Origin of the sequence: Thermoanaerobacter mathranii subsp. mathranii str. A3 (genome assembly GCF_000092965.1) — a bacterium.
Classification (GTDB): Bacteria; Bacillota; Thermoanaerobacteria; order Thermoanaerobacterales; family Thermoanaerobacteraceae; genus Thermoanaerobacter; species Thermoanaerobacter thermocopriae.
Map to the genome: position 1 here is coordinate 2,052,929 of NC_014209.1, position 22,705 is coordinate 2,075,633.

The 22,705-nt window shown below is 33.8% G+C and carries 23 protein-coding genes, 3 tRNA genes and 3 pseudogenes; 6 read left to right on the forward strand and 23 right to left on the reverse strand.

The genetic code is table 11. The features are described 5' to 3' along the window. Positions 1-1,470: 1,470 nt before the first annotated feature. The 4 genes from TMATH_RS12245 to TMATH_RS12600 form a co-directional block, all read right to left on the reverse strand. A complete protein-coding gene (locus TMATH_RS12245; protein ID WP_013150884.1) occupies positions 1,471-2,436 on the reverse strand; it encodes a PKD domain-containing protein in 966 nt (321 codons plus the stop codon). Between the two features lie 49 nt (positions 2,437-2,485). Further along, complete coding sequence (locus TMATH_RS10235; protein WP_013150885.1) at positions 2,486-2,899, reverse strand: stalk domain-containing protein; 414 nt, start codon at positions 2,897-2,899, stop codon at positions 2,486-2,488. A gap of 137 nt (positions 2,900-3,036) precedes the next feature. Beyond that, the gene (locus TMATH_RS10240; protein ID WP_013150886.1) at positions 3,037-3,618 is read right to left on the reverse strand and encodes a type II toxin-antitoxin system MqsA family antitoxin; all 582 of its coding nucleotides are present in this window, start codon (positions 3,616-3,618) and stop codon (positions 3,037-3,039) included. 179 nt (positions 3,619-3,797) lie between these two features. Continuing rightward, positions 3,798-3,986: a hypothetical protein gene (locus TMATH_RS12600; RefSeq protein WP_232192568.1), complete on the reverse strand. Its 189-nt coding sequence runs from the start codon at positions 3,984-3,986 to the stop codon at positions 3,798-3,800. A gap of 107 nt (positions 3,987-4,093) precedes the next feature. Here TMATH_RS12600 and TMATH_RS11750 point away from each other — a divergent pair. After that, positions 4,094-4,560 (forward strand): annotated as a pseudogene (locus TMATH_RS11750) (transposase); the annotation flags it as partial. Here TMATH_RS11750 and TMATH_RS12255 read toward each other — a convergent pair. Further along, positions 4,525-4,620 (reverse strand): annotated as a pseudogene (locus TMATH_RS12255) (HD-GYP domain-containing protein); the annotation flags it as partial. The pseudogenes TMATH_RS11750 and TMATH_RS12255 sit on opposite strands and share 36 nt — an antisense overlap. Before the next feature lie 332 nt (positions 4,621-4,952). Between TMATH_RS12255 and TMATH_RS12515 the strand changes: the two are divergent. After that, positions 4,953-5,452 (forward strand): annotated as a pseudogene (locus tag TMATH_RS12515) (recombinase family protein); the annotation flags it as partial. A 155-nt stretch (positions 5,453-5,607) separates the two neighbouring features. On the opposite strand, the gene TMATH_RS10255 reads toward TMATH_RS12515, so the two are convergent. From TMATH_RS10255 to yabQ, 7 genes are all read right to left on the reverse strand, one after another. Then, positions 5,608-5,684, reverse strand: a tRNA-Met gene (locus TMATH_RS10255). Positions 5,685-5,691: 7 nt separating this feature from the next. Further along, a tRNA-Met gene (locus TMATH_RS10260) sits at positions 5,692-5,768 on the reverse strand. A 4-nt stretch (positions 5,769-5,772) separates the two neighbouring features. Continuing rightward, a tRNA-Leu gene (locus TMATH_RS10265) sits at positions 5,773-5,862 on the reverse strand. Between the two features lie 96 nt (positions 5,863-5,958). Next, positions 5,959-6,864 (reverse strand): Ppx/GppA phosphatase family protein, encoded by a 906-nt coding sequence (locus TMATH_RS10270; protein WP_013150887.1) that lies wholly within the window; start codon positions 6,862-6,864, stop codon positions 5,959-5,961. An 80-nt stretch (positions 6,865-6,944) separates the two neighbouring features. Beyond that, positions 6,945-7,367, reverse strand: coding sequence for a S1 domain-containing RNA-binding protein (locus TMATH_RS10275; RefSeq protein WP_012996039.1), 423 nt, complete (start codon positions 7,365-7,367; stop codon positions 6,945-6,947). Positions 7,368-7,454: 87 nt separating this feature from the next. Further along, positions 7,455-7,742: an FtsB family cell division protein gene (locus tag TMATH_RS10280; protein ID WP_012996040.1), complete on the reverse strand. Its 288-nt coding sequence runs from the start codon at positions 7,740-7,742 to the stop codon at positions 7,455-7,457. Positions 7,743-7,813: 71 nt separating this feature from the next. Beyond that, positions 7,814-8,290: a spore cortex biosynthesis protein YabQ gene (gene yabQ, locus TMATH_RS10285; RefSeq protein ID WP_012996041.1), complete on the reverse strand. Its 477-nt coding sequence runs from the start codon at positions 8,288-8,290 to the stop codon at positions 7,814-7,816. Positions 8,291-8,367: 77 nt separating this feature from the next. Between yabQ and TMATH_RS10290 the strand changes: the two genes are divergently transcribed. Continuing rightward, on the forward strand, positions 8,368-9,987 hold the full coding sequence (locus tag TMATH_RS10290) for a putative manganese-dependent inorganic diphosphatase (RefSeq protein ID WP_012996042.1): 1,620 nt from the start codon (positions 8,368-8,370) through the stop codon (positions 9,985-9,987). 3 nt (positions 9,988-9,990) lie between these two features. On the opposite strand, the gene TMATH_RS10295 is transcribed toward TMATH_RS10290, so the two are convergent. From TMATH_RS10295 to yabN, 7 genes are all read right to left on the reverse strand, one after another. Then, positions 9,991-10,620: an MtnX-like HAD-IB family phosphatase gene (locus tag TMATH_RS10295; protein WP_013150888.1), complete on the reverse strand. Its 630-nt coding sequence runs from the start codon at positions 10,618-10,620 to the stop codon at positions 9,991-9,993. Positions 10,621-10,636: 16 nt separating this feature from the next. Further along, positions 10,637-11,296: an extracellular solute-binding protein gene (locus TMATH_RS10300; protein ID WP_041591723.1), complete on the reverse strand. Its 660-nt coding sequence runs from the start codon at positions 11,294-11,296 to the stop codon at positions 10,637-10,639. Between the two features lie 107 nt (positions 11,297-11,403). Then, entirely contained in the window at positions 11,404-11,700 is a 297-nt protein-coding gene (gene yabP / locus TMATH_RS10305; RefSeq protein ID WP_012996045.1) for a sporulation protein YabP, read from the reverse strand. 99 nt (positions 11,701-11,799) lie between these two features. Continuing rightward, on the reverse strand, positions 11,800-12,780 hold the full coding sequence (locus TMATH_RS10310) for a SpoIID/LytB domain-containing protein (RefSeq protein ID WP_012996046.1): 981 nt from the start codon (positions 12,778-12,780) through the stop codon (positions 11,800-11,802). Positions 12,781-12,835: 55 nt separating this feature from the next. Then, complete coding sequence (locus TMATH_RS10315; protein ID WP_012996047.1) at positions 12,836-13,081, reverse strand: RNA-binding S4 domain-containing protein; 246 nt, start codon at positions 13,079-13,081, stop codon at positions 12,836-12,838. Positions 13,082-13,137: 56 nt separating this feature from the next. Continuing rightward, positions 13,138-13,413 (reverse strand): non-specific DNA-binding protein Hbs, encoded by a 276-nt coding sequence (locus tag TMATH_RS10320; RefSeq protein ID WP_003869740.1) that lies wholly within the window; start codon positions 13,411-13,413, stop codon positions 13,138-13,140. Positions 13,414-13,492: 79 nt separating this feature from the next. Next, positions 13,493-14,980, reverse strand: coding sequence for a bifunctional methyltransferase/pyrophosphohydrolase YabN (gene yabN, locus TMATH_RS10325; protein ID WP_013150890.1), 1,488 nt, complete (start codon positions 14,978-14,980; stop codon positions 13,493-13,495). Between the two features lie 151 nt (positions 14,981-15,131). Between yabN and TMATH_RS10330 the strand changes: the two genes are divergently transcribed. Together TMATH_RS10330 and TMATH_RS10335 are read left to right on the forward strand one after the other, a co-directional pair. Beyond that, entirely contained in the window at positions 15,132-16,448 is a 1,317-nt protein-coding gene (locus TMATH_RS10330; protein WP_013150891.1) for a tetratricopeptide repeat protein, read from the forward strand. Positions 16,449-16,460: 12 nt separating this feature from the next. Further along, the gene (locus TMATH_RS10335; protein ID WP_013150892.1) at positions 16,461-17,702 is read left to right on the forward strand and encodes an MFS transporter; all 1,242 of its coding nucleotides are present in this window, start codon (positions 16,461-16,463) and stop codon (positions 17,700-17,702) included. 10 nt (positions 17,703-17,712) lie between these two features. Here the strand turns inward: TMATH_RS10335 and hydF are convergent, their stop codons facing one another. Next, entirely contained in the window at positions 17,713-18,939 is a 1,227-nt protein-coding gene (gene hydF / locus TMATH_RS10340) for a [FeFe] hydrogenase H-cluster maturation GTPase HydF (RefSeq protein ID WP_013150893.1), read from the reverse strand. Further along, on the reverse strand, positions 18,936-20,360 hold the full coding sequence (locus tag TMATH_RS10345) for an aspartate ammonia-lyase (RefSeq protein WP_013150894.1): 1,425 nt from the start codon (positions 20,358-20,360) through the stop codon (positions 18,936-18,938). The genes hydF and TMATH_RS10345 overlap by 4 nt, the downstream gene beginning before the upstream one ends. 389 nt (positions 20,361-20,749) lie before the next feature. On the opposite strand from TMATH_RS10345, the gene TMATH_RS10350 reads away from it, so the two are divergent. Beyond that, on the forward strand, positions 20,750-21,127 hold the full coding sequence (locus TMATH_RS10350; RefSeq protein ID WP_013150895.1) for a desulfoferrodoxin: 378 nt from the start codon (positions 20,750-20,752) through the stop codon (positions 21,125-21,127). Between the two features lie 75 nt (positions 21,128-21,202). Here the strand turns inward: TMATH_RS10350 and TMATH_RS10355 are convergent, their stop codons facing one another. Next, positions 21,203-21,619 (reverse strand): FMN-binding protein, encoded by a 417-nt coding sequence (locus TMATH_RS10355; RefSeq protein ID WP_013150896.1) that lies wholly within the window; start codon positions 21,617-21,619, stop codon positions 21,203-21,205. 139 nt (positions 21,620-21,758) lie between these two features. Then, positions 21,759-22,685 (reverse strand): prenyltransferase, encoded by a 927-nt coding sequence (locus TMATH_RS10360; protein WP_013150897.1) that lies wholly within the window; start codon positions 22,683-22,685, stop codon positions 21,759-21,761. Positions 22,686-22,705: the final 20 nt, after the last annotated feature.

The window sequence follows — 22,705 nt, forward strand, 5'->3', positions numbered from 1 at the left end:
TTTATCCATGTCCCATCCGGCTTCTGCACTCTCCACTGCCGTTCTGCAATGGCATCTCCATTAGGGTCATAGCTTTGATCAACTATTGTGATTGTCTTGTTTACAACCTGAACAACAGGATTTACAGTAAACTGTGCAACAGGCGGTAAATTTATATTCTGCGTCGTTATTGTCTGTACTTTTGGCTCACTCCATGCTCCTTCTAAATCCTGGACTCTAAGATATATTAAATAAGTTTTTCCTACAGGGAATGTCCCTGACATTTTTCCATTATGCCATGCTATTTCATTTACTTCTTTCCACTTCCACTCCCATGCCTGTATACCTTTGTTAGGCAGTGACATATGGTCTAGGTCATAGCTTTGGTCTGTAATTGAGATAATGTAGTTTGAGCCGCTTGGGGTCATTGTTACAGCGAACTGGGCAATAGGCCTTCTGTGAACATAGATGTACATGGTGCTTAAAGGCTTATAGCTCCACAACCTATAATTATCAAATCTATCATCATCTTTAGGATTATCTCTTGCCTGATATTCCACTTCATATTTTCCAACCTTATCAAAGACAGTTACAGGAGAACTCAGGTACTGTCCGTTAAAGCTCGCAAGACCTAAGCTGTTTTCAAAGTAGTTTGGGTCGTGAAGGTACATCCATCTCTCCTCATACTTCGGGTCGTTTTCTGGGTCGTTGTAGTAAGTTTTTATCTCAATTGATTCGCCCAGTACAACATATTTTTCAATTATCCTTTGCTGGTTTTCTAAGTCTTTTGCAATATACTCTGCAATAGCAGTCAGTTGGTTGCTTATACTGTTATCAATAACTTTAAATCCACCATTAGTGATTAAGCTTATAAGCCCATCTGCTTGTGATGCAGGAAATGTTGTCTGCCCTGCAATTACTAATTTTGAAGATAATTGATTTATTGCATTTGCAAACTTTGTTTTTGCATTATTATCGTTGTAATCCAAGAAAGATAGGTCATTAAAAACTAGTATACTCGTATTTCCTCCACAAGTTCCTGTCCCAAAGTCACTGTCTATCACTTTTGCATCAATGTTTTTGCTGTTTAAAAGAGGTATCAGCAAATTATTTATTCCATCCTCCAGTTGTTTTACCCTTGCATCATAATTGTTCAGTTTACCAACCCTTATAACTAACTCTGCTTTTTTCTTTTCATACATTTCAAAATCCACAACAGGCTGTAAGTTTATCACTTCACATATTTTATCCTTCATTGGCTTATTTGAAGTATCGCTGGTTTTATAATCTGACGGAGATATAAACTCAGGTATGGTTTCTTCTCCAAAATCTTCTTTAACTGAAAGTTCAAATAAATACTTTCCTACATCTTTTGCATACAGTACTGGGTGAGTATTATTGCCACTGTCCAAAGTTATCCACTGCTCATCATCAAAACTGCCGTTGTTGTTGCTGTCATACTTATATTTCCATATTCTCTGCACTATTTTATCACCATCTGGAGAATAGGAAGCATCTATAAGATCTATTTTGGCCATATTGCCGTTTGAAGGGTCCCTCAAAGCAGTGGTCATTACAAAGAAATCTGCAACAGGAGGTAAATCTTCTACAACAGTCAAAAGTCCTTTCATACCAGTCAGAATAATTTCCTGCACTATTTTTTACCCTTACTCTTACTCTATAGTCTCCTGCTTTCTTAAAAAGAACCGTTCTTGTTTTCATATCTGTAGAAGGTACTATCTTTATGTCATTCTGTGTCAAGCCGCTGCTTGCAGGTGTTATCTCCCACTCTGTTGCATCCCATACCATTGGATACTTCGGTGATGTATAGCTGCCTGACGCATCTAAAACTACTTTTCTATTTTCTTTAAGAGCACCCGTGTAGTCAAAAAATGCTTTAGGTACTGCAGGTTTTACTTCTATAGTTTTTTGTGCCGTATCTGTTAACCCATCATTATCTGTTACCGTTAGCCTTACTGTGTATGTTCCTACTTTGTCAAAAGATACTGTACCGCTTTCACCTGAAAGAGTACCTACTACGCCGCTTGAAGGAATAATGCTCCAGCTGTAGTTGACAATAGTTCCATCAGGGTCATAGCTCCCAGAGCTTATATACACATCATCACCCTGAATCACTTCTGAAGGAGCATTTATCACTGCAACAGGAGGTACAGGCTCTGGTGCAGGAGGTGGTGTCGGCTCCGGAGTAGGTACATCCTCATACTGTCCAATTACTTTCGCAATCTCTGCTTCTGAAGTTTTGTTTATACTTTGGTCATAAACACGTACTTTCGCCCACACTTTATCTCCAGGTTTTGCATTAGCTATTAACTTTGTATATTTCGCCTGCGAAAGAGAATTTAAATCTCTTACTGCTGTACCATCAGAACCTAATAAATCTGTTCCGTTTACCTGAAGCCAGAATCTTGCTGAATAAGGACCTGTTCCGCTTGACATAGAAGATGTCGCATCTATAGTAGCATTTACATCTCCTGTTGTTCCAATTTTAAGTGATGGTGGATCTAAATTCTACTGCATGGTCTAAATTTTCAGCAACACATCTTAAAGGCAGCATTGTGTATCCATTTTTCACATATACTTTTCTTGGCATTTTAACTGCTCTGCCGTCTACCAGTGCCGTATCAGAACCTATTTTCAGCACCACAGTTTTACCTTTATCTTTTATGGTTATCTGCTGAGTTTTAGCATTGTAATCAACAGCTGCTCCTAATTCTTCCATGACGCCTCGAAGCGGTATCATTGCAACACCATTATCTGATATAACTTTTGTGGGCAGTTTTTTATTATATTCTTTAAGTTCATATCTTACAGTAATATCGTCCTTACCTATCCATACATCTACGCCATCCCACCAGTATATACAACCTACTGTATAACCATTCCATCTAGGGTCAATCAAATACTTATTATATGCAGGGTCTTTTAATCCTTCCCATCTGTTATAGAAGTACTGAAGTAATATATCTCTATATTTTGTCTCTTGCCACGGAATCCTGTTAATACTAAATTGTTACAAAATATCCATATATTTTTGTTTTATATAACAATTCTTTTTAATACATCTTCAACAAATTTATCAGCATTTTTCCCTTCTATTTTAGCCCTTTCTTCTAATAATTTATAAAGCTCTTCCGGAATCATTATCGCTTTTATTCTTTCGTTCATCTCTTCTAATCTCCGCAGAAGTCTTGCTTTTTCTCTCTGGCTTAAAACATCCTCATTTTTTTCAAGAAGCTTCTCCATATTTTTAGGATCCTTTAAAAGCATTATCATGTTGCTCAAAGATTTTTCAGGTAAAGCTCCAGTTTCATACCTCGCAATAGAAGCTTCACCTATACCTAAAAGCTTGGCAAAAGCACGCTGGCTTAACCCATAACTTTCTCTAATGCTTTTTATCTCCTCAGGTGAGAGTATACCATGCTTTTTTCGATATATATCATAGACCCTCTGTATATTCTCTTCTTCCAGCTCCTCATCAAACAGCTCCTCACCACAAACACTGCACACCCTTATCTTTGCCAATGCCTTTATTTCATCTCCTCTAACAGTTGATATTTCTTCTTTTTCAATTACCTTTGTTTCCCGCTCTGTGCCGCAGACAGGACAAAATTTCTTCACATTTTCCACCTCCTCACTTATACGGATAAACTAACGGCTGTTCTGCTTTGTGGAAAGAAAGACACACCAAGCATTCTTTTTCTCCTCTTCGCTCAATTTTAAGATTTATGTAAAAGTCTGTTCCTTCAATATCATACCCAAACTCCCATACAAAGCCTTCCCTGTTGCTTCCTAAATCCTCATTGGGACCTTCTATAATAATTTTTGTAAGTTAAGTCTAAAATAATCTCTTTAACATGCTTAACTGTTAGGCCAGCTTCTTTAATTGAATCCATATTTTTCTTACGAGGAACAAAAACAAAAGCACCTGCTTTTATCAATTCTTTAACATCATTGAGGAATTTTTTAATTTCCTCAATTTGGGCCATAGTATATACTCCTTTCATTCAGTATTTTATCACACTCTAAATAATTTTGCAATCATTTGATAGTATTTTTTATAAAATTCTGTAACTGCTAAGGAAACCCACCTCATGATTTCCCAGGTATAATTGAAACAGTCAAGGCTGTATATCCTTATGCTGACCACCAGCTCTGTTTTGTCCATCTTCAAAGAAATATTCGTAAATCCATGACCAAAGCCGATGCTGCAGAATTTAACAAAGAACTCAACAAAATAAAGCTCTCTTCTTCATTTGATGAGACTGCTTTTAAATTTCAAAATCTTTGTAATATATTCAAAGAAAAATACAGTCGTTATATGAATCTCCTTATGGAAAAGCAGAGTATTATTTAGCCTTTACTAAATATTCTGAACATTTAAGAAAACATATTTATACCACTAATGTTGTAGAAAGTGTCAACAGCCTGATCGAGAAAATCCGCATAAAAACGGGTGGATATTTCAATTCCGTCGAGGTCCTTGAAATTAATATTTATCTCCAGAGAAAAAATTTAAAACAGACAAACAGCTGTAATTTCTTCAAGAAAGTCTCTTTCTCTAAGCCATTCAGCACCCTTTGAAGGGTGAAGTTGTATTATTCTCTTTTCAAAGGGCGAAAGAGGAACACTCATAGGAAAGGGTAAGCTCAAAATCTTGGCTTCAGTAAAACCTTCACCAGCAGGGTCAACACTTATTTCGCTATTTTTAACAAGAGTAGAGACCTGCTCCTACTGCTTCAACCACATCAGACCAATCTATTTTGTTTCCCTCTGCATCTGTGTAAACAATTCTGTATTCCACTGTTTTGCCAACTTCAAACACTCTTGTCAGATACTCTTCGCTGCCAATGAGGTTTTGGAAATTTAGAGCTGGAAAATAAAGCAGATGAAATATCAGAGGAAATACTAGAATATCTTACAAAAGCTGAATAAATTTCGGGAGGGGATTTCTCATGGCTAAAGCAGAAGTAAGAGCTGTTGTATACGCAAGGTACTCCAGCGATAATCAGCGAGAAGAGAGTATTGAAGCTCAATTAAGAGCTATAAAAGAGTACTGCGAAAAGAATAATATACAGCTAGTTAAAAACATATACTGATGAAGCAAAAAGCGCTACAACTGCTGATAGGCCGGCATTCCTGCAGATGATAAAGGCCAGCTCACTTGAATGCTTTTTAGGCCAAATTTAACGGAGGCATACCACCTCTTGGATACGACATTGTAGACGGAAAATATGTAATAAATGAAAAAGAAGCTGAATCAGTAAGACTGATTTTTGAATTATATGCACAGGGGTATGGATATAGGCAAATAATTGATGAATTAAATTTAAGAGGTTACAGAACTAAGAAGGGGAATCCATTCAGCAAAAACAGCATTCATGAAATTTTGAAAAATGAGAAGTATACTGGACAGCTTACCCGACACTTCTTTTATAACAGAAGAAAAAATAAGACAGTACCTTTTAAAAGACAAAGAAGTGTTGGAAGCGGGTGACCCTCACAAAATTAAACAAATTTTACCAACATATATCAATAAAATAATCGTCTACCGTGATAGAATTGAAGCCCATTTCAGGCTTTCGATAGACGATACAGTTTGCGCATGGATGGTAGCGGCGAGTGGATTCGAACCACCGACACTGCGGGTATGAACCGCATGCTCTGGCCAACTGAGCTACGCCGCCATATTTTTGGTTGCGGGGGTAGGATTTGAACCTACGACCTCCGGGTTATGAGCCCGACGAGCTACCGGACTGCTCCACCCCGCGACATTGGTGCCGGAGACCGGACTTGAACCGGTACGGGCTTTTAGGGCCCGCAGGATTTTAAGTCCTGTGCGTCTGCCAGTTCCGCCACTCCGGCATTATCTCCTTGAGACAGTATTATTATATTATATCTATATCTCTAAGTCAATAGTTTTTTTACCCATTTCTGCAACTCCAAATGAAAAGTCCCTTTTTATAACTTAAATCTTCCAAATTTACACAACACTGCTCCTTCCAGGTTATCCCACTCACTAACGGTTATTTCTTTAAAACACAGCATTTCTAATATGGTCAACAATATAGCAGTTCCAGCAATTATTATATCAGCTCTTTGGGGCTGCAATCCAAGAATTTTTTTCCGTTCTGTCAATGTAACAGACATAAATTTATCTAAAATCTTTTTAATTTCTTCTTTTCTTAGCAGATATCCATGAACTTTTTCATGAGAATAAATTTCCAACTGCTGTGAAACTGCAGCAAGTGTTGTTATAGTTCCTCCTATTCCAATGATATTTTCAGCTTCTTTGTATTTATTAATGGAATTTACCATTGTATCTATTATATGCAACCTGATTTCATCATATTCCTCAGCTGTAGGAGGGTCATTTTTAATAAATTTTTCAGTAAGCCTCACAGCTCCAAGATCGAAGCTTTCCTTTTTAAATTCATTACCTTTGTACGCTAATTCAGTACTTCCTCCTCCTATATCTAACACCAGTGCATTTTTCTTATTAATTCCCATCACTGCTCCCATATATCCAAACAAGCTCTCTGTTTCTCCATCTATGATTTCTACCTCTAACCCAAGTTTTCCAATTTGCTCAAAAAAAGCGTCTTTATTTTTAGCATCCCTCATCGCAGATGTTGCAAAAGCATATATAGTTTCTGCACCTTTATCTTGGGCCAATTTTACAAAGTGTTCAATTACTTCAATGCTTCTCTGTATAGCATTACTATTTAACTTCCCCGTTTTGGAAATTCCTTCCCCTAGTCGAGTTATTTCAACATCTTTTTGTATCTTGTTTATATTTCCATTATCTATGTCACATATAAGTTGGCGTACCGAATTTGTCCCTATATCAATCGCACAAATTCTCATAATAACCCCCAACTATCACAGGTAAAAACCTGTAAAATTTCTTGTTCTTTTTATGAAAAATCTTCGGGCATAACCCGAAGTTAATATCCATTGCTTTTTCTATAGCCTGTGTTTCTTCTCTTGGAATCAAAATTCTTTCGCAGCTGTTGCTGTCTCTCATCTGAATCTTTCAAAAACTTAAGCAATTTCTCTTCAAAGGAACTATTAGTATTATAATTCCTATTGCTCTGCCATACAAAATCCTTTGGCTCTCTTTCTTTATTATTTTTAGGCAAAGCTTTTTTGATTGACAAACTTATTCTTCCACTAGAATCCATGGACAATATTTTTACTTTTACTTTATCATGCTCCTTCAAATGCTCCCTAATATCTTTTACATAGGTATTAGCAACTTCCGAAATATGCACCAACCCAGTTTTCCCTTCCGGTAGCTGAATAAATGCTCCAAAGTCTGTAATGTTTAACACGGTGCCCTCAACAACATCTCCAACCTCAAATGGCATATAAACAAAGATCCTCCCTTTAAAAATTTTATTAATGAGTTTATTATATATTAAGATACAAAACATTTCAAGATAAATTTTCTGAAATTACTTTTTTGTCTCTTGAAACTTAGTTTTCGAAACATCTACATAAATTATTTCTCCTTTTTTAACCAACCCCAATTTTTGTCTTGCCTCATTCTCAATAAAACTTTCACTGTTTATTTGATGAAGTAATTCATTTAAATACTTATTCTCTTTTATTACAGCAGCTTCTTTATTTTTCAAATTCCTATACCTACTATCAAGTTTCTCTAATACAACTTGCTGCTGAAAAAAGGTAAATCCAATATATGCAATAAAGGCAAAAAACAACATCTTCTTTAGTTTTTTCACTCATAACACCTGCTTTCACAATACATATTAATTTCTATTAATTTTTATTCGACATTTCTTTAAAAAATCCTTTATTTTTTTCTCTTGAAAATCTTAAAATGGGTTAAATTATTTTTTAGAAAAGCGACAGGCAAAGTTAAAATTTTTTTTGTAAACCTATAAGGAACAATAATAAAATTGACTACTATTCTAATAGGGTATATAATAATTTCTGCCATCTTTCTTAAAAATTTTATTGTAAATTCAAAAACTCCAATTAAAGCTTGGGTAATGAAATAACTTAACAACACATAATAAAGAATGATTCCAATTGCAAATCCCAAAAAACTATAAAACCGGATTTCAACATAATTGCTTATATACATAAAATAAAGCATAGTAATTGTCCCAAAAAGCCAAAATATAATATCGGCAATATTAGAAAAAGTTTTTCTAAGCCTAAAAACTTGCCTTGTCACTTTAAAAATATCGTATATAAATCCCAGTACAAAACCACCATATACTGTTACTAAAAATGCATAAATTTGACTTTGTATGGTTATTACCATTTACATACCCTCCTTTTCTTGTTATATTATATTTATCTACTGCAGCAAGAATGAAACTAAAATAGGGGCGATGCATCATGACAACAGTATATGTTTCAGGACATAAAAATCCAGATACAGATTCTATCTGCTCGGCTATTGCTTATGCATATCTAAAGCGTATGTCTGAAGGTATAAATGCTATACCTGTTAGATTAGGTCCTATAAACCGAGAGACAAAATTTGTGCTAGACTATTTTGGAGTAGAAGAACCTATTTTTATTGAAAATGTATATACCCAAGTACAAGACATTAAATTTGATAAACCTCTCGTTTTTAAAGAAAACACTTCCATGTTTGAAGCATGGAACACTATGATGGAAAAAAACATTAGAACAATAGTAGTAGTAGATGAGGAAAACAAATTAATGGGAATTGCAACAGTAGGAGATTTAGCAAAAGCATATCTTTCTTCTTCTCATGAATTATCTAAGTATAAAATCCCTATTGACAATATACTAGCTACTTTGAAAGGAGAAGAAACTTTAAGATATGTAGATTATCTTGAAGGCGACATTTTAGTAGCTGCAATGTCTAAAGAAAATGTGTTAAAAAGAATAAAGAAAGGAGACATCTTAATCGTTGGAGACAGAGACGACATACAACAAGCTGCGATTTTACAAGGAATAAAAGCTCTCATAATTACTGGCAATAACAAAGTCTCAGAAAAAATTCTTGAACTAGCTAAACAATACAAAGTAACTATTATAAAAGTGGTACCAGATACGTTTGACACTGTTAAACTATTAAACCAAAGTATACCATTATCATATGTAATAAAAAAGGAAGATCTAGTGACTTTTAGAATTAGCGATTATATTGATGATGTAAAAGAAGTAATGTTAAAATATAGATACCGCAACTTTCCAATTGTCGACGAAGAAGGAAAAGTTGTAGGGTTGCTTGCAAGACGACATATTTTGGACTATGAAAGAAAAAATGTCATAATGGTTGACCACAATGAATTCTCACAAGCAGTTGAAGGAATAGAACAAGCAAGAATATTAGAAATAATTGACCATCACCGAATTGGGACGATAGAAACAGAGCAGCCAATACTATTTAGAAACCATCCTGTAGGCTCTACCGCTACAATTATAAATCGACTTTTTGAAGAAAAAGGGCTAATTCCAGAACCAAAAATAGCGGGAATAATGTGCGCTGCTATTTTATCAGATACTCTTGTATTTAAATCCCCTACGTGCACACCAGAAGACGTAAGAGCAGCTAAGAAACTTGCAGAAATTGCCAACATAGACATAAATGAGTTTGGACCTGAAATGTTCAAAGCAGGTACCTCTTTAGAAGGGAAAACTGTTGAAGAAATATTTTATACAGATTTTAAAGAATTTACAATAAATAATTATAAAATCGGCATAGGTCAGGTAAACACTCTTACAGATGCGGGAGAATTAAAACAACAGCTTATAAACTTTATGGAAAAAGTGAAAAAAGACAAAGACTACGATATTTTATTGCTTATGTTGACAGACATAATAAATGAAGGTTCCGAAATACTTTTTGTGGGAAACAACAAAGAGCTGTTACAAAGGGCTTTTAACGTTGAAATAAAAAACAACAGCTTTTATTTGCCTTATGTCATCTCTAGAAAAAAACAAGTATTGCCACCCCTTGTTAAAGCGATAAACACCCACTGAAGTTTATCGCTTTAACTTTTCTATAATATCGCCAAAATTTCTAAAAGAAGTACATGGAATCTCATTTTCTTTACAGTATTTTTCTAAAACTCCCTTTGCAAAGACTTTATCCGCATGTTGAGAGACGCAAAGGTCTGAATATCCATCACCTACATAAACTACATAATATCCCCTAATTTTGTATTTATTCAATACTTCCAGTTTACACATGCCACATTTATCACAATCCTTGCTTTTATGTGGAAAATCCACTTTTATTTTTCCATCCTCAAACCAAAGTTTGTTACTATAAAATTTTACATCAAAACCATATTTATTCATAATAGTTTTTATATTAAAATCATACCCATCGCTTACTATTACAACTTCATAATCTTTTTCTCTGCAAAAATTTAAAAACTCCATAAAATAATCATCTATTTCAACTGTGTAAAGCAAATCTAAAAGCTTTTTCTCATCTACTTCCATAAGTTTTAATGTCTCAATTGCACATTCTTCAGTAGACATTTCCCCCTTTTCCCATAACTTTTCATAATACTGCCATCCATCTTTTGCAAACTCTTTAACCATTAAATCAACAGTATCAACTTTGGTAACAGTACCATCAAAGTCTATTAAAAAAACCTTCTTCAATTCGTCTCACCACCTTTTATTTTATATCCAAAAGCCATTTTACAAATTTTATAGCTAAATCTTTGTGTTGTCCATTCGACATAATTGCAATAATTTTATCACTATAGTCATATTCCAGGTCTTCTAAATATTTATTACCCCTTCCAACGTATATACCGTAAACACCTGGTTTTACCTCAGCAGAATCTTCTTCTATTTTTACTACATTTAGCTCTGTTAAATTTAACTCTTTTACCTTATCTAATCGCAAAAAAGCTCCTTGTCTTGCCAATATATCAAAATTATTTTTATCTAAAACAATGACGTCTATATCTTGAGCCCCTATTCTGGCCATTAATTTTTGAGTTGAGGCAGGGTCAAGAGTAAGATTACCATTTGGACCTTTTACAAGCCTATAAAAATCAACAGAAGTTTGTTTTTTCCCAGAAGGATCGCCAATTAATTCTTTAGTGACTTTTTTAGAAAATTCACTTTGTCCATTAAAATCAACATATTTGCCAATTAAAGCGATATTTAATACGTAATCCTTTCTATTAATAATACTACTTGTAAAAGAAACTAACAAATAGATCACTAATATACTTACGATAATATGAACTTTATAATAATCCCATATATATTCTACTTTTTCTTTTGTAGTCATGTTTCTAAACCAATTTTTTCCCCTATCACTCATTTGTTCCAACCTTTCTACCTCCTCTGCACAAAAATATTCAAATTTATTATAACAATTAAATTTTTTAAAATCGAGTACATAAAACAAAATAAGCCGCAACATGCGACTTATCGAAACATTCTACCTATGAACCCCCCTGATTTTCCTATAAGACCACTTTTGTCACTGTAATTTAGATTTACTACTTCACCATCAATTGACACTTGTCCATCATCAAGGTTCAATTTATTAATGTGAAGCCCTTGACCTCTTATCGTCAAAACTCCTAAATCCGTTTCTAATATTACTGTTTCTTCGTCAAAGCTTACAACATTTGTTACCCCAGAAATACTGATTCTTTCTCTATTTTCAATTGTAATATTATGAGGTTTTCCTGTTCTTGAAAAGTTCCTTTTATCTTCCATTTTAAACCTCTTTAAACCTCCCCTCTTTTTAATAGACTATTATTTATCTATGAATCTTGTACTTTTTTTAGAACAAAAAAATCCTCCTTCCGGAGGATTTTAATCCCAAATTTTTACTATATTTATGCCTTTAAAATAATAATTTAGTATATCTTTTGCCCTTTTCCCCTCTTTAGCCATCTGATATGCTCCCCATTGAGACATTCCTACGCCATGCCCAAACCCTCTTCCTTTTATCACCAATTTACTTCCATCGTAAGAAACTTCATCTATCATAGTGGACTTTAACCTTTCACTTCCAATTGCCATTCTAAAATCAGGAGCATTAACAGGCGTTTTGTCAAAAAGAAAAGTTACAGTTCTTCCTGAAGCCCCTTTTGCACCTATTTTCACAGTTTTAAAATCGTTTATATTAAGCCCCATTTTCTTCAATGCATTAATCACTTCACTTTTGGTAAAAGTAGCTGTCCAATGCTTTACATTAGCCGGCGCACTAGGACTTTCATTTGACTTTACACTCACAATATAAGGAGGTTCTGGCTCTTTGTAATTAAGGCCTTCTTTAGCTAAAGCAGTTTGTCCTGCTGCATGAGAGTGAAACCATGCATTTATAAACTTCCCGTCATAGGCAACAACTATACCTCGAGTATCTTTTACCGCTTCTTTTATTTTTGAATTTACATTTGAAGGATTCCAAGCCTGAGCCTCCTCAAAATCGGTTGATATATCGGCTCCTGGATATTTAGACTTTTTAGTACTTACAAAATTTAAAACATATGTTCTCGCTAAAATCGCCTGAGCTTTTAAAGTTTCAATTGGCCAATAATTTTTTATTTCTCCTGCTACTGTACCTTCAACATACTTCTCTAAAGGCATATTTTCAATTTTACCTGTTTGTACAACATAAACTTTAAGAACGGGTTCTTTATTTTCACCCCTACTGATTTTTGCGGGTATTTTAGGTAGTTCCATTCGAGGTGTTCTGACAGGTTCTGGTTTTTTTGTAGGCGGTCTGCAAGCAGTCATGGCAAATAACAAAGCTACCAACACCGCAATTAATTTCAGTATGTTCCTATACAATTAAAATCCCTCCTATACTTTTGTTTATAGTATTTGAGGGATTTTCACAAATCATTCATTCTTCTATCAATTTATACATTTTGTATGCCTCGTCTTTTAAAGCATGTTCCTTTACGTCTATAACCTCTATTTTGACAATTTTATTTCCAAAGTTTACCTCTATTATATCATGTTCTTTTACTTCGTCACTAGCTTTTGCTTGCTTGCCATTTATAAAAACTAATCCTTTGTCACAGGCCTCTTTTGCAATCGTACGCCTTTTGATAAGCCTTGAAACTTTCAAAAACTTATCAACTCTCATGTGCTTTTTACCCCCATTTAAAAGTAAGAAAATCAGGTCATAAAGACCTGATTTTCTTAAGAATTCACTAAATCCTTTAACGCTTTTCCTGCTTTAAAGATAGGAGCTTTTGAAGCAGGAATCGTTATTTCTTCTCTTGTCTGAGGATTTCTTCCTTTTCTTTCAGCTCTTTCTCTTACTTCAAATGTGCCAAATCCTACTAATTGAACTTTGTCACCATTTTTCAATGCTTCTTCTACTGCTTCAATGAAAGCATTTAATGCCTTTTCAGCATCCTTTTTTGTTAATTCACTTTTTTCTGCAATTTTCGCAACAAGATCTGCCTTATTCACAACAATACCTCCTTAGTTTAAAAATATTTTACTCTTATTTTTATTCTTCATAAAATCGAAAAATCCTGCTAATTTACGCTTATTTTTCATTTTTTTTATTAAAATTATTCATCTTCGCTTCATTCCACAGCTTGTCCATGTCACTTAATGTCATTTCACTCAATTTTTTCCCTTTGATTGCTGCAGTTTTTTCAATGTACTCAAATCGATTTATAAATTTTTCTACGGTGTTGTGAGTTGCACTTTCTGGTTCTACATCTAAAAATCTAGCTACATTTACAACTGCAAAAATTAAATCTCCAACTTCCTCAATAATCTTTTCTTTATCTTTCCCTTTATACACCTCCTTTAATTCTTCTAATTCCTCATAAATTTTAGAAAGTGCATCCTCAACCCTTTCCCAATCAAAGCCCACCTTTGCAGCTTTTTCTTGAATCTTAAAGCTTCGCATAAGAGCAGGCATATACCTTGGCACATCTTTTAAAACTTCCGTATAAGAATTTAAATTCTTCTCCTCTTTTTTCAACTCATCCCATTTTTCTAATACTGCTTTAGAAGTTTTCAATTCTTCTGTCCCAAAAACATGAGGATGCCTCCAAATCATCTTTTTGCATATGCCATCTACTACATCGTCAAAGTTGAATGTTCCCCTCTCCTTCGCAATTTGTGAATGGAAAACAACTTGTAAAAGCACATCTCCTAATTCTTCTGCCATTTTATCCTCAGACTCTTTTTCAATCGCATCAATTAACTCATAACTCTCTTCCACCAAATATTTTTCAAGGCTTTGATGTGTCTGCTCTTTATCCCATGGACATCCTTTTTCACTTCTTAAAATCCGCATTATCTCTAAAAGGTCATATATATCATACTTTTCTTGAAAAAGTGTTTGCACAGGAGGTATGTACAAAGAAGTAAGATAATCAATCCAATCAAGTCTATCAATCATATAAAGTGGCATCGTCTCTATTACCTGTTCCCCTGGAATTCCCGCATTTTTTATAACAGTTACAGGATAACTGTCCCCATAAACTTCTGCCAGTTTTAACTTCACTTGTGAAGCCACGAATCTATCATACACTTGAACAACAATATTAGCACATCTTTTATCAGGCTTTTGCACCTCCAAAGACAAACCATCAATTATTTTTAGGCCATATATAGGGTCAATCTTTAATTCACTTATAATAGCATCAATAAAAGAAATAGCTGGAATAACTTCTATTGATATATCGGTATAACTGTTATAAAAGTTTAGTATATATTCCACAGATTTTTCTGCTACATAAGGATGCCCTGGAACAGCGTATACAACCTTTCGATATTTTTTTGCTACATCTATTATTTCCCGAGCAATATTTTCATAAACTTCTTCAAAAGTAGTACTTTTTTCGTATATTTTGTCAAAGGTGTCGAAAACAATTCCCTGCGCTTTAAGAAAAGGAATTATTGGGTGTTTTTCTGTCCGTAAAAAAACTTTATCAGCATTTTTCATTTTCTCTATTGTCCCCAGTGTAATAGAATCTGGCGACCCAGGCCCTAGCCCTATTATATATAGTTTATTCACAATAACCACCTCAAAGTCAAAATGTACAAATAATATTATATCACGTATTTTGGTTTTTATATAATTAAATTTATCTTATACTTGCCCGTTGAAAAATTTGCTAAATTAAATTATAATATATTTTAGTACGCACATTAAGGAGTGGTAGTACATGGATATGGCAGAATTAGGTAGAAGAATTAGAGAAGAAAGAAAAAGACAATTCTTAAAACAAGGAGATTTATCAGGAGACGAATTTTCCAAAGGCTATATAAGCCTTATAGAAAAAGGTAAAATAAGTCCTTCCTTAAAAGCTTTAAACTTTATCGCCCAAAAATTAAATAAGCCGGTTGTATACTTTTTAGATGAAGACTATGTAGAAAAAGAAGAATTAAAAAAGGAACTTTCCAAATATAAAAACATACTCGAAAAATTTTTAAATGCACAAAGGGCATTTGATAGCAAAAATTATGAAGAAGCTATTAAATTATACCTCGATATTTTAAACAATGCAATAGATGAATATTCATCAAATTTGATAAAATTTTATCTAGCTAAATCTTATTTAGTTATTAAAGATTACCAAAAGGTTCTTGAAATTTTAGATAAAATATCTTCTTATTTTGAGAAAAATTCCTTCAATGAAACTATGGTAGAAATTCACTACATGAAAGGCTTGTCTTTAGGCAATTTACAAAAATTCCAATCTTCCCTGGAAAATTATTTAAGAGCTTTAGATGGGTTCGAAAAATATTCTTTGAGAAACACTGAATTGAAATCCCGCATACTTTTCAGTATAGCAAGTTTATATAGCAAAATGGGAGAATTTATTAAAGCAAGAGATTATTATATAAAATGTCTTGAGTATTCTACACAAATCAAAGCAGTAGACTTTATTGCTCTTTCCAACAATGGGCTTGGACTTGTAAATTATGAACTTAAACAATACAAAGATGCTTTAAAGTACATAAGGCGTGCCATTTTGATAAGCAAAACATTAAACTTAAAAGAAGATATTGCTAATGAATATAATTACTTAGGATTTGTATATACAGATTTAAAAAAATATGACATTGCAGAGAAATATTTTCTTAAAAGTTATTCATTATACAAAGATTTAGATGACAAAAAAGGAATGGCATATAATTTAACAGAAATAGGAAGAATTTATTATTTAAAAGAAGATTACCAAAAAGCACTTGAGTATTTAAATGAATCATTAGAAATTGTAAAAGAGATAAACGAACAAGAAGAAATAGGAAGAATTCATACAATCCTTGGAAACTTACACTTAAAGCAGGGTCAATTTGAATTAAGTGAAAAAGAACTTTTAAAATCTGTGGAAATACTCAAAAACCTTGGCCTCAAGAAAGACTTGTCCGAAGCCTATAAAGGATTGGGAAATCTGTATATTGCTCTAAATAATACTGAAGAAGCCAAAAAATATTTTAATCAATCGATAGAACTATTGTATGAAAATTTGGCATAAGGAGAAATAGCAATGAACATAGTAGAAAAATTAGGATGTTCGTTTCCTTCCCTTAAACACAAAAATTTCAGATTGTTCTGGTTTGGACAGATGATTTCCCTTATAGGCACGTGGATGCAAAATATAGGCCAGGGTTGGCTAGTTCTCGAATTGACAAATTCTTCCTTTTTATTGGGCCTTGTAAGTGCTGTTCAGTTTTTGCCTGTGATGCTTTTTTCTTTATTTGCAGGCGTTGTAATAGATAGATTTCCAAAAAGAAAATTGATTTTATTTACACAAACAAGTTTTGCAATTTCCGCCTTTATCCTCGCAACGTTGACTGCTCTAAAAATAATAAATTATTGGGAAATATTGGCTTTGGCTTTGTTTAATGGTTTTTTAAGCACGATAGACATGCCAGCAAGACAATCCTTCATAATTGACCTAGTCGGAAAAAAAGACTTGATGAATGCCATTGCTTTAAACTCAGCAGTGTTTAATGCAGCAAGGATAATAGGTCCAGGAATTGCAGGAATATTAATTGGCAAATTGGGATATGCCGTCTGTTTTTACTTGAATTCTGCAAGCTTTATTGCTGTGATAATAGGACTTATATTAATTACAGTAGAAGGTATAACACCAAAAGCTAATGACGGCAAAGCAAAAATCTTTGATGACTTAAGGGACGGATTGAAATACATTAAAAATACCCCTGTTATACTCACTACAATACTCATGATTGCTATTTTAAGCATTTTCTCTCTGAACTTTAACGTATTAGTACCTGTTTTTACTAAAGATGTTCTTCACAGAAAAGCGACAGATTATGGCTTACTAATGTCAGCAATGGGAACAGGAGCGCTGATAGGAGCATTGACGCTAGCTTCGGTAAGTAGAAGAGGAGTAAAGCCTGTCTATCTGTTTGGCGGTAGCATTGGACTTAGTATTTTTCAAATACTTATAGGTATACAAAGTAGTTATTTATTAACAGCTTTACTTTTAGCTTTATCAGGCTGGTTTATGATAACCTTCAACTCTTCTGCCAACACCACAATACAAATTAATACAGCAGATGAATTCAGGGGGAGAGTGATGAGTGTTTATTCTTTGGTTTTTGGTGGAGTAACTCCTATAGGCTCACTATATGCTGGCACACTATCGCAAAAATTTGGCTCTCATATAACTTTTATAGTAAGTGGAATAATCACACTATCGTATACCCTTTATGTCTTATTGTTTCAATATAAAAAAGTTTACGAGACAACGAAGGTGTAATCGTCCTATTCTATTCTTCCTCATAAACCATTTTTGCCAGCGGAAACATTTCTATAGCTCTTGGCATTAAACCTTGAACATAAGCCATTAATATCCCATAGTTTACTATTGGAATGTTTTTGCTTTTTGCATATGAAATTCTGTACATCATTTCCCTTCTGTTCAACATACATGCTCCACAATGTACAATCAAGCTATATTCTTCGAGATTGTCTGGAAAAGTTATACCACTTGACCACTCAAATTGTATGTCTCCTCCAACAATCTGGCGAATCCATCTGGGTATTTTTACTTTTCCTATATCATCAGGCTGCCTGTGATGTGTACATCCTTCAGCAATGAGGACTTTATCACCAGGTTTTAGTTTTTTTATTGCTTTTACACCTCTTACAAGTTCCTCCAAATCACCTTTATATCGTGCAAAAAGAATAGAAAAAGATGTAAGCGGTATATCTTTAGGCGTATCAGCGCTAACTTTCAAAAAAGCCTGAGAATCTGTAATAACTAATGATGGCTTTTTCCCTAGATTTTGAAGTGTTTCTTTTAACTCATGCTCTTTTGTGACAATGGCCATCGCATCATTGTCAAGAATATCTCTTATTGTTTGTTGTTGGGGAAGTATAAGTCTTCCTTTTGGAGCAGCTTTATCTATAGGAATAACAAGAACTACAAAGTCTCCAGGTTTTATGAGATCACCCACAATCGAAAGTTCCCTGTCGTCATATGGTGCTTTTTTTATTAACATCATTTTTAGGGCTTCAATTCCATGTTTTTTTAAAGCAGAAACTTCAATAAGCTCTAGTTTTAATCTTTCTTCCCATTTTCTCTTATCTTCCTCAGAATATTGTGACAAATCTTTTTTATTTATTACCCCTACAACTGGAATATTTTTATCTCTAATGACTTTCAAAACATTTTCTTCGAACTCTGAAAGCCCTATAGTGCCATCTATGACAAGAATTGCAAGATCTGTTCTGTTTAAAACTTCATAGGTTTTTTTTACTCTAAGTTCCCCTAACTCTCCCGTATCATCAAGTCCAGCAGTATCGATGATTACAACTGGTCCTATTGGAAGTATTTCCATTGCTTTCGACACAGGATCAGTAGTAGTACCTGCAACATCAGATACAAGGGCTACTTCCTGGTTTGTAAGAGCATTTATAAGGCTTGATTTTCCTGCATTTCTCCTGCCAAAAATAGCTATGTGAAGCCTGGAAGAAACAGGTGTCGTGTTCATAATCGTTTTTCTCCTTTCAATTTCCTTTTTCCTGGTATTCCTGGCTTTGTCATTTCATAAGGGTTAAATATTATATTAAGTTGCTCCTCTGTAAAGAGTCCAGCCTCTAACACAACTTCCCTTATGGTTTTTCCTTTTTCTTTAGCCATTTTTGCAATTTCTGTTGCCTTTTCATACCCAAGGTAAGGAACTAGCACAGTTGCATATGAATAGCTTTTTTCAATAGTTTCTTTTAAGTAATCTTTATTCGCAGTTATTCCCTTAATGCATTTATCTATAAATATTCTTATAGCGTTTCTTAATAGATCTATCTGCATAAAAAGATTATATGCAATTTGAGGCAATGTGAAATTAAGCTCAAATTCACCTGCTTGGACACATAAAGTTATTGCATGGTCACATGCTATAACTTGAAACGCTGCTTGCTTTACAGCCTCAGGTATAACAGGATTAACCTTACCAGGCATAATCGATGAACCTGCCTGTACTTCTGGTATATTAATCTCCATGAGTCCACATTTAGGTCCAGACGACATAAGTCTTATATCATTTGATATTTTTATAAGGTTTGTGGCTGCCGCTTTTAAAAGCCCAGATACCTCAACAAAAACATCATTGTTCTGGGTAGGGTCCAACATATATTCCGCTCTTGCAAGTCCTAGTCCTGTTATTTCTCTTAATATTTCTATAACTGAGAATATATACTTTAGCTCGGCATTTACTCCTGTCCCAACAGCAGTACCGCCAATGTTTACCTGTCTCAACCTTTCTTCAACTTTATATATCCTCCATCTGTCCCTTGCAACTGCTTGTGCATATGCACCGAATTCCTGCCCAAGCATAACAGGAAGAGCATCCTGTAACTCGGTTCGTCCCATTTTACATACATCAGAAAACTCTTCTTCTTTTTCTTGAAGCACACTTTGAAGCTCAGCTAGATCTTCACTCAAGGGCTTTAAAAGACGTATTGCTGCAATCCTCACCGCTGTCGGGAAAACATCATTTGTAGATTGACTCAAGTTTACATGTTCCAGTGGATGTACAATAGAATAGTCCCCTTTACTACCCCCCAGTAATTCTATTGCCCTATTTGCAATAACTTCGTTAGCATTCATATTAGAAGAAGTACCTGCACCTCCCTGGAGGGCATCAACAATAAATTGATCATGGTATTTACCTGATATTATCTCATCACAAGCTAAAATTATTGCCTTCGCTCTTCTTTCATCAAGCAAACCAGCTTTCATATTTGCAATTGCTGCAGCTTTTTTAACCATCGCAAGCGATATAATAAGTTCTCTATGAATCTTTTGCCCTGATATATTAAAATTTTCATAAGCTCTTAATGTATGTATGCCATAATAAGCATCAACTGGAACCTCTTTTTGCCCTAACAAATCATGCTCAATTCTATATTTCATAAAAATTGCCTCCACTTTTTTTATATAAATCATCATTATAATCAATAATACATAAACGCTAGATTGTCAACAATTTATCGATATTTAATAGGCAAACTTACAGTAAAAACATTACTTTTGTGTATTTGGCTTTCAACAGTTATAGTTCTACTATAGTCGCCTTTTTCACCATGTTAAGAGATTTTGTAAGTACCTTATATTATCATACAAAATACATTCTTTATTTTTCCGATATTGCTATTTACTAAAAAATTTCTTTTCCCTCTTGAAATCCAAAAAATTTTAATGTATTATAAATATAAAGGATAATATATTTCCATTGAAATATATTATCTAAAGCAAATTAATTCTAATTGCACAGTTTTACATAATTTAAAGGAGGAATCAAAATGGCTGACTTATATGGTGTTTACAAATGCGAAAAGTGTGGAAATATTGTAGAAGTGCTTCATGAAGGAGCTGGTACCTTAGTGTGTTGTGGTGAACCAATGGTTAAAATGCAAGAAAAAACAGGAGATGCAGGTACAGAAAAGCACACACCGGTAATTGAAAGAAATGGGAATCTCGTAACGGTTAAGGTAGGAAGTGTACCACACCCAATGGAAGAAAAACACTGGATTGAATGGATTTCTCTCTTAGCTGGTGGCACATACATGAGAAAAGTGCTAAAACCAGGTGAAAAGCCAGAAGCAGTTTTTGTGACAGATGCAAAAGACTTAAAAGCATGGTCCTATTGCAATTTGCACGGTTTATGGAAATCTGAGTAAAAATAAGGGCGAAAAGCCCTTATTTTTACTCTCTAACTTATACCTTTTCTAACTCTTTTCTATTTCTCCATTAAATTATTTTGCGTTTTTCAAAGCCTCTGTAGCTAACTCTTTGAAAGTTTGTGATGTGTGTGTAGCTCCTGTAACTGTATCTACTTTAGTAGGGTCTTGCTTTTCTACTAGTTGCTGTTCCAACTTTTCATATGCCTCTTTAGGCGTGATATTAACCTTTGCCTTCATATTTTCAGCATATTGTTGATCATCTCTCTTTAATTGACCATCTTTGTTAACTTCATTATAAGTTACAGAGGCTATCTTGCCATCCTTTACAGTTACTTCTATTTGTCCTTTCCAACCATGTTCGTCAAAATCGGGTTGTTCTGCTGTGTAAGTACCATCTTTGTAACCACCACTTGCTGTTTTTGAAGAACAGCCGCTCATAACAAACAATACCAACAATCCTACTAGCGCAACAGTCAAAATTCTTTTCATAAAATTTACACCTCTCCTTACATATAAATTTTATAGCCTACGAATATTATAACATCCCGTTAAAATAATATCAATTGCAAACAAAAAACTTATGTTCATTTTGGTAAAACTTTTAAATTCTCCTTTTTAATTTTATATATTACAATTTTAAGAGCGCAGCTATAATCATTGAAAATCCTGTTATTTGATATATCTTCACAGTATTAGCATTCGCTTTTATTAATCTAGGTATATTGTCATAATACTTGCGAGCAATTTTTACAGATTGTACTGCTAAAGGTAGCGTTACAAAAGATAATAACCATAGAATATTTTTAGTAACAATAGCTATTACAATAAAAGACAAGTATGCTGCCCCATAAAGCGCTGCATATACAATTACACCTTTCTCTTTTCCAATTCGTACCAATAAATTATATTTATGACCCTTAAGGTCTGCCTCATAATCAGGATACTGATTTATCCAGAGGACATTAGTTATTAAAAATCCTATCGGTAATGAAAGTAATAAAATATCTCGACTTATGTGATGAGTTAAAACCAAGTACATACCTGTCATAATTAAAGGTCCAAAAGTTACTCCAACTGCTATTTCTCCAAGACCTATATAACTAAATTTAAAAGGAGGTAAACTATAAAAAATTGATATTAAAATTCCTAATAAGCCAATTATTAATACTAAAGGTTCTCGAAAAATCACAATAATTAAACCTATTAAGCAAGCACCAAGCATAGTTAAAACTGCGATGATTATTGTCTCTTTAACTGTAAGTTTACCCTCAACAATTGTCTTTTTTCCCCCACTAAAAGGAGTCCTTTTATCAGGAGTCACAAATGTATCTACTCCCGATTTATAATCAATAAATTCATTAACAGCATTTTTTCCGATTTCAATAAGGTAAATACCTATTACAGATATAAAAAACCATAAAAAATCAAATTTACCCGTTTTTCTATAAGCATAAGATGCTGCAACAAACATAGGAACCGTAGAAGCTACCCATATCTTAGGGTCTGCTAATTGCCAAAATCCCCTCCAAATCCTCCAAAATTCTGATTTGTTCATCTGTTTCCCTCCTGCAGAAA

Coding starts and splice junctions, on each gene's coding strand:
- TMATH_RS12245 (WP_013150884.1), bottom strand. CDS start 2,436: ATGTCAAGCGGAACAGGTCCTTATTCAGCAAGATTCTGGCTTCAGGTA.
- TMATH_RS12600 (WP_232192568.1), bottom strand. CDS start 3,986: ATGGCCCAAATTGAGGAAATTAAAAAATTCCTCAATGATGTTAAAGAA.
- TMATH_RS10270 (WP_013150887.1), bottom strand. CDS start 6,864: ATGAGAATTTGTGCGATTGATATAGGGACAAATTCGGTACGCCAACTT.
- TMATH_RS10275 (WP_012996039.1), bottom strand. CDS start 7,367: ATGCCATTTGAGGTTGGAGATGTTGTTGAGGGCACCGTGTTAAACATT.
- yabQ (WP_012996041.1), bottom strand. CDS start 8,290: ATGGTAATAACCATACAAAGTCAAATTTATGCATTTTTAGTAACAGTA.
- TMATH_RS10290 (WP_012996042.1), top strand. CDS start 8,368: ATGACAACAGTATATGTTTCAGGACATAAAAATCCAGATACAGATTCT.
- TMATH_RS10300 (WP_041591723.1), bottom strand. CDS start 11,296: ATGAGTGATAGGGGAAAAAATTGGTTTAGAAACATGACTACAAAAGAA.
- yabP (WP_012996045.1), bottom strand. CDS start 11,700: ATGGAAGATAAAAGGAACTTTTCAAGAACAGGAAAACCTCATAATATT.
- TMATH_RS10315 (WP_012996047.1), bottom strand. CDS start 13,081: ATGAGAGTTGATAAGTTTTTGAAAGTTTCAAGGCTTATCAAAAGGCGT.
- TMATH_RS10330 (WP_013150891.1), top strand. CDS start 15,132: ATGGATATGGCAGAATTAGGTAGAAGAATTAGAGAAGAAAGAAAAAGA.
- TMATH_RS10335 (WP_013150892.1), top strand. CDS start 16,461: ATGAACATAGTAGAAAAATTAGGATGTTCGTTTCCTTCCCTTAAACAC.
- hydF (WP_013150893.1), bottom strand. CDS start 18,939: ATGAACACGACACCTGTTTCTTCCAGGCTTCACATAGCTATTTTTGGC.
- TMATH_RS10345 (WP_013150894.1), bottom strand. CDS start 20,360: ATGAAATATAGAATTGAGCATGATTTGTTAGGGCAAAAAGAGGTTCCA.
- TMATH_RS10350 (WP_013150895.1), top strand. CDS start 20,750: ATGGCTGACTTATATGGTGTTTACAAATGCGAAAAGTGTGGAAATATT.
- TMATH_RS10355 (WP_013150896.1), bottom strand. CDS start 21,619: ATGAAAAGAATTTTGACTGTTGCGCTAGTAGGATTGTTGGTATTGTTT.
- TMATH_RS10360 (WP_013150897.1), bottom strand. CDS start 22,685: ATGAACAAATCAGAATTTTGGAGGATTTGGAGGGGATTTTGGCAATTA.